The sequence below is a fragment of the Okeania sp. SIO2F5 genome (genome assembly GCF_010692685.1).
Taxonomy (GTDB): domain Bacteria; phylum Cyanobacteriota; class Cyanobacteriia; order Cyanobacteriales; family Microcoleaceae; genus Okeania; species Okeania hirsuta.
On the sequence record NZ_JAAHGU010000224.1, the window covers coordinates 1 to 7,000 of the forward strand.

The 7,000-nt window shown below is 37.7% G+C and carries 3 protein-coding genes and 1 pseudogene; all 4 read left to right on the forward strand.

Features of this window, described 5'->3' with window-relative positions; translation table 11 throughout:
- Window positions 1-517: NAD(+) synthase (gene nadE, locus F6K27_RS31770; protein WP_287279822.1), on the forward strand; the 517-nt coding region annotated here is incomplete at its 5' end.
- Between the two features lie 42 nt (window positions 518-559).
- Window positions 560-1,204, forward strand: a pseudogene (locus tag F6K27_RS31775) (aldo/keto reductase); the annotation flags it as partial.
- A 151-nt stretch (window positions 1,205-1,355) separates the two neighbouring features.
- Entirely contained in the window at window positions 1,356-3,245 is a 1,890-nt protein-coding gene (locus tag F6K27_RS31780) for an efflux RND transporter periplasmic adaptor subunit (RefSeq protein WP_287279824.1), read from the forward strand.
- A 205-nt stretch (window positions 3,246-3,450) separates the two neighbouring features.
- The gene (locus tag F6K27_RS31785) at window positions 3,451-6,579 is read left to right on the forward strand and encodes an efflux RND transporter permease subunit (RefSeq protein WP_287279826.1); all 3,129 of its coding nucleotides are present in this window, start codon (window positions 3,451-3,453) and stop codon (window positions 6,577-6,579) included.
- Window positions 6,580-7,000 lie beyond the last annotated feature (421 nt).

Consider the following 7,000-nt stretch of genomic DNA (forward strand, 5'->3'; position numbering starts at 1 on the left):
ATCTACAGGAAATAAGTCAGAAATGGCGGTTGGTTATTGCACTCTTTATGGTGATATGAATGGTGGATTAGCAGTAATTTCTGATGTTCCGAAAACTCGTGTTTATTCTCTGTGTCGGTGGTTGAATGAACAGGCAGTTAATAGCAATAAAAATTTCTATGGATCTGAAAATTTACTAATTCCTGAAAAGCCAAATATTATTCCCGAAAATATTATAACTAAAGCTCCCAGTGCTGAGTTAAAAGAAGACCAAAAAGACCAAGATTCTTTACCTGATTATGAAGTCTTAGATGATATTTTATTTAGGTTAGTAGAAAACTGCGAATCTTTAGCAGAAATTATTGCAGCAGGACATGATTCAGAGGTAGTAAATAAAGTAGTGAAATTAGTCATGCGGGCAGAATTTAAACGCAGACAAGCACCCCCTGGTTTAAAAATTAGCGAGCGAGCTTTTGGTACAGGTTGGCGGATGCCTATTGCTAAAAAATTAGAGCAGAATAAGAAATGTGGGAGGTGATATAGTCCTGAACTATAGTGCGTTTTTCCACAATCAGTTAATAATGCTTTAACTGCTAGCTTACAACTATTAATCTTGCCAAAAATTACCTTATATAAAGCACATTGGCCATTGACTTATTTGATGAGTAAAAAAACCTTATTAAATACCTTAGCTTTAGAAGTAAAACAAAGAATAATAGAGGCAATTGGTGTTAGTAAATATCTTGGAAAACAAATGGAAAAAGCTTATAAAATATTAGGAGCACGAGGCATAAAATTAGCAACCAATCAAGTTAGATATTCTCTGCTTGATCGTCGAACAGAAAGGCAAGGAATTTTAGACAAAGCTAGAGAATTAGGAATTACAATTTTAGCTTATAGTCCTTTAGCAAAAGGATTGCTTAGAGGCAAATATACTAAAGAAAATTTATCTACAGGTGCTCGAAAATCTAACCCTCGTTTCCAGAATAAAGGATTAGAAAAAATAGAACCTGTCATATCTTTATTGACAAAAATCGGAGAAAAATATGGTAAAACTCCCGCACAAGTAGCACTTAATTGGTTAGTCTGTCAAGATAATGTTATACCTATTGCTGGTTGTAAAAATGCCGAACAGGTACGACAAAATGTAGGAGCTATAGGATGGGAAATCGGTGAAAATGAATTTAATCAATTAGAACAAATAACCCGCCCTTGGCTACAATGAAGATTGTAAGCATAAATCAGTAGGAAAAGAAATTGGTTTAACTGCTAAAATGTGAAAGATTAAATAATACTTTACATCAAAGGGACTATTTATGGTAATAATGATTAAACTAAGAAACTGTAAAGCTTATGATTAGCCAAGGAGATATCAAATGGCTTCTATAGATGGCCATAAACTTTATCCTAAAGTAGAAGAAGATAAGGAGGATATTCAGGACATTAATTATACCAAAAAATTTCCCCATCAGAAAAATAAAGGAGGATGGAAAGGATTAATTCCTGGTATTGTCATTGGTGTAATTGCTAGTGTGGTAAGTATGCAGCTACTTTCCAAACCAAAGCAAAATACGGAAGCTAATACCACTTCTACACAAACCATTACAGGTGTAGTCGAGACTAATGTTAGCCCTTCTATGAGCGTGACAGTGGCCAAGGTAGAATTAGCAACAGTGGAACGCACCCTTGATGCTACAGGTAGCGTTGTTGCCTTCGATCTATTACCTGTCTTACCACAAGCGAATGGGTTGCAAATTCAACAAGTCTTAGTAGATGAAGGAGAAAAAGTTACTCAAGGTCAGGTAATGGCAATTTTGGATGACTCCGTTTTGAAATCGCAAATTAACCAGGCAAAATCTCAAGTAGCATCTGCTAGGAGTGAAGTAGAGCAAAGAAGAGCTGCTCACAGTAAAACTAAAGTAGGAGTAGAGCAAGCAACTGCTGCTTGGGAACAAGCAATTGCTGACCGAGATGGTGTTAAAGCTACTATTGCTCAGGCCAAAGCAGGTAGAGATGAAGCGTTCGCTGGTTTAAAGCAAACAAAAGCAAGTCGGGATGATGCTGTTGCTGCTCTTAAACAAACCCAAGCAAGTCGTAATGATGCTGTTGCTGCTCTCAAACAAACCCAAGCAAGTCGTAATGATGCTCTAGCATCTGTTGCCCAAACTGAAGCAAAGTTAGCAGAAGCTAAGGCGGAAGAAGAACAAGCGATGAGAGATTTTGAGCGATATCAAACCCTGAAATCAGAGGGTGTTATTAGTTCTCAAGAATTAGAAACTCGTAGCACTGCTGTGAAAACAGCCAGGGAAGGAGTGCGAGTTGCTGAAGCTAATATTGATAGTGCGAAAGCTAAAGTTGAAATTGCTGAAGCTAATATTAGTAGCGCCAAAGCTAAAATTGAAATTGCTGAAGCTAATGTTAGTAGTGCAAAAGCTAAAGTTGATATTGCCAACTCAAATGTTAGCAGTGCAGAAGCGAGAGTAGAAAGTGCAGAAGCAAGTCTGAGTAGTTCAATGGCTCAACTACGGAGTGCAGAAGCCAAAGTTAATAGCGCCAAAGCTAATGTAAGTAGTGCTCGTGCAGAAGTTGAAAGCGCATTATCAAATATTGATAGCGCTATGGCAAATGTTAGCAGTGATGAAGCTCGCTTAGAAGAGAGACAAACTCAGCTAGCACAGACTTTAATGAAAGCACCCGCAAACGGTATAATAGCCGAACGGATAGCTCGTGTTGGTGATGTAACTTCTAGTAGTAAAATGTTGTTTTCTATTATTAAAGATAATCAATTAGAACTACAATTAGAAGTACCAGAAACTCAATTACCACAAGTTAAAATAGGTACAAAAGTTCAAATTACATCAGATGCAGATAGTCGGATAAAAATGTCAGGAATAGTGAGAGAAATAGCACCATTAGTCAAGGAACAAACTCGCGAAGCTACTGTCAAAATAGACCTACCTAATAGTAATTTATTACGACCAGGAATGTTTTTACGAGCAACAATTACAACTGCGACAAATCAAGGATTAAAAATTCCAGCAAAAGCAGTATTACCTCAAGCAAATGGGCAATCTATTGTTTATGTTTTGCAAAACAATAATCAAGTTAAAGCCGTACCTGTAGAAGTAGGAAAAATTTTGAGTAAAAATAGCAATCTAGCTAATGCAAAAATTGAAGTAAAACAAGGTTTAAAATTAGGCAATCGTGTAGTAGTATCGGGTGCAGTCTACCTCAAAGATGGAGATATCGTTAAAGTTATTGAGTAAAATAAACCTATTATAATTGGTCAGGAAAAATGTTATCCAAATTTAAATAATTATATATTAATCGATACTTATTAACTCCAATAATTTAAAATCAAAAAATAACAAACCATTATAATTCCTAATTGCCAAAAGTAATATCAAACTTTGTATTTTGTTATAAATACTCTTAATTTTTAATTTTTTACTTTCACATTTTGAATTAACCATGTCATTTCATTTATCAGCTTGGTCAATTAAAAAACCAGTTCCAACTCTGGTCATGTTTCTAGTTTTAACAGTAGTAGGATTAATGTCATTTTTGCAATTAGGAATAGATAACTTACCCAATGTCGATATTCCCCTAGTATCAGTCACAGTAACTCAACAAGGAGCAGGTCCTACAGAACTAGAAACTCAAGTAACAAAAAAAATTGAAGATGCTGTAGCAAGTTTAGGAGATATAGACAAACTAACCTCAAGAGTAACCGATGGAGTTTCTAACACTACTATTACTTTTGACGTAGGAGTAGATAGCGATCGCGCAACCAACGATGTGCGTAATGCCATAGATCAAATTCGCCAAGACCTACCCCGAGACGTTGACGATCCTATCGTTCAAAGACTAGACTTTGCTGGAGGCGGAGCAATAATGGCCTACGCGGTCACCTCTAACAAACGTTCTGTAGAAGAGTTAAGCGAATTAGTTGACAAAGAAATTAGTCGGGCTATCCTTAATGTTACAGGTGTTTCTCAAATCAATCGTATTGGGGGAGTTGACCGGGAAATTCTCATCGAACTGAGTCCCGAAAGATTAGAAAGTCTTGGTATTACTGCTACTCAAGTCAACGAGCAAATTCGTGCTTTGAATGCCAACATACCAGGAGGACGTTCTCAAACAGGAGGTAGAGAAAAAAGTATTCGGACATTAGGAAGTGCTGACACAGTAGAAGCATTGAAAGAATATCAAATTATTCTGCCTGACGGTGGTGCAGTTCCCCTTTCCAGTGTTGGTCAAGTCATAGATGGTTTTGGGGAAACTAGAGAAACAGCTTGGTTATTAGAAAAAAATAGTTCCAACCAAGATTCAGAAACAAATAATATTGGTAAACCAGTTGTTGCTTTCGGGGTACTTCGCAGCACAGGTAGTACCCTAGTTACTGTCGAAAAAAACGTGCGGAAAGCAGTTGCCCAACTTAGAAAAACATTGCCACCAGATGTAAACTTGCAACTTATTTTTACGAAGGCAACAGAAATTGAGGCATCATATCAAGCATCCATAGACGCTTTAGTTATTGGTTCCATACTCACTGTGGTAGTTGTAGGTATATTTTTACGAGATTGGCGACCCACCTTAGTAACAGCAGTAGCATTACCTTTATCAATACTGCCTACTTTTTTGGTCATAAAGACTCTTAACTATACCTTAGATCAAATGACCCTATTAGCACTAGCATTAGCAATGGGGAACTTAGTAGATGATGCTATCTGTATGATCGAGAATATCGAACAACATATTTCTAAGGGAAAAAAGCCATTTCAAGCAGCTTTGGATGGGTCAGCAGAAATTGGTTTTGCGGTGGTTGCAACAACTGCAACTATTGTAGCAGTATTCTTACCTGTGGCATTTATGGGTGGGGTACCGGGGCAATTTTTTAAACCTTTCGGCATTACGGTAGCGGTAGCAACTATGTTTTCCACATTAGTTGCCACTACAATGACACCCATGTTGGGAGCGCGGTTATTGAAACTGAAAAGACTGGAAACATCTCCTGATTTTTCCGAAAAAAATCACAAACAAAGAAAAATTCGTCCTTACAGTCAGTTATTAACTTGGGCGTTGCGCCATAAAATTCTCACCTTAGTTATTGCTATAGTATTCTTTATTGGTAGCTTACAATTAGTGCCACTGCTGCCGAAAGGACTAACGGGGGGTGAGGAAAAGGGGGTGAGTATAGTTGAGCTAGAATTGCCTCCTGGTTCAACCTTAGCAGAAACTGAACAAGTTGCACAACAAACAATCCAACTATTCCAGGAAAATCCACTTGTCACCAGTGTGTTTGCCGATCTAGGTAGTAGAAGCGGTGGAGTTGTGTACAAAGGTAACTTATACGTTACCATCTTACCCAGACAAGAACGGAATATTTCTGAAAAAGAATTTGAACAACAGATACGACCATTGTTTCAGAATATTCCAGGAGCGCGAATTCATTTTGCTAGTCAAGGTCCAGGTGGTGGTGATAAGGATTTAAAGATTATTCTGAAGAGTGAAAATGCAGTTGCTTTAGAACAGACATCGGATGCTTTGGAACGACAAATGCGAGAAACTCCTGGGTTGGTGGATGTGACTTCCAGTGCTAGTTTAGTGAAACCGGAGATTTTGATTAAACCATTACCTGCTAGAGCAGGAGATTTAGGAGTTTCAGTACAGGCGATCGCTCGTACTGCTTCTTTAGCAACTCTGGGAGATAATGAGACTAATTTAGCTAAGTTCGATCTGGCAGATCGTCAAATTCCGATTCGAGTACAGTTAGCAGAGAAATTTAGAAATGATTTAGATGCGATTAAAAATTTACGCATTCCCAGTCAAAATGGTGGGTTAGTACCATTATCGGCGGTGGCTGAAATTACTATTGGTAGCGGACCGGCGGAAATAAATCGTTTTAACCGTTATCGTCAAGTTTCCTTTGAGGCAAATTTACAGGGTATTTCTCTGGGAGATGCACTAACAGCAGTGAAATCATTGCCAGCAATGAACCCACTACCTCCTGATGTCACCGAAGAGTCTGATGGTGAGGCCAAAATTATGATGGATATTTTTAGTGGATTTTTGGGTGCGTTAGGTTTGGCAATATTGTGTATTTATGCAATTTTAGTGTTACTATACAATAATTTTCTGTATCCAATAGTAATTTTAGTGGCGTTACCATTATCTATTGGTGGTGCATTGTTAGGGTTGATGATTTTCCAGAAGGAGTTAGGTTTATTTGCTTTAATTGGAATTGTATTGTTGATGGGTTTGGTGACAAAAAATGCGATTTTGTTAGTAGACTGTTCCTTAGCAAATGAAAAAGCAGGAATGCCTCAGTTTCATGCAGTGCGAGAAGCTGGTATTTCTCGCTTGCGACCAATTTTGATGACAACACTTTCCACTATTGCTGGAATGTTGCCCATTGCTTTAGAATTAGGAGCAGGAGGAGCAGAAAGAAGTCCGATGGCGATCGCTGTTATTGGTGGGTTCACTACTTCCACATTGTTAACATTAGTAGTGGTGCCTGTGTGGTTTACTTACATTGATAATTTTCTTCATTGGTTGAAGAAATTGTTAGGTCGTTCAACTCAGATGGGGGTGAGTTGAAGAGGAAACTATGACTTTTGTCTCTAAGTACAAGACAAAATTTGCAAAATTTGAGAGGAAAAGGGTTTCATAGAAACTGAAGTTTAGACCAGGGCAAATGCATCTAATTTTGCTGATTCCTATGTGTAGTGTTTATAACCCACATTCCGCACGACAAAATGTAGTACATAAACAGGGGGGACTTGAGTAAGTATTTAGACTCAAGAAAAAAAAACCTCAAACTGTAATTCTAGATAAGAGGTGAAGATCAAAAAAGAGGAGAAAATGTCAATAGAAGTAAGTAACTTAGACCATCGGGGGGATTCAACAGAGATGGTTAATAGTTGACTTTCAACTACGCATCTGTATCGGATTTGAAAAACAAGGAGAAAAAAATCCAGAAAGAACCAGTTGAAGTTGACAAAAAACTGCGCACTTTAAA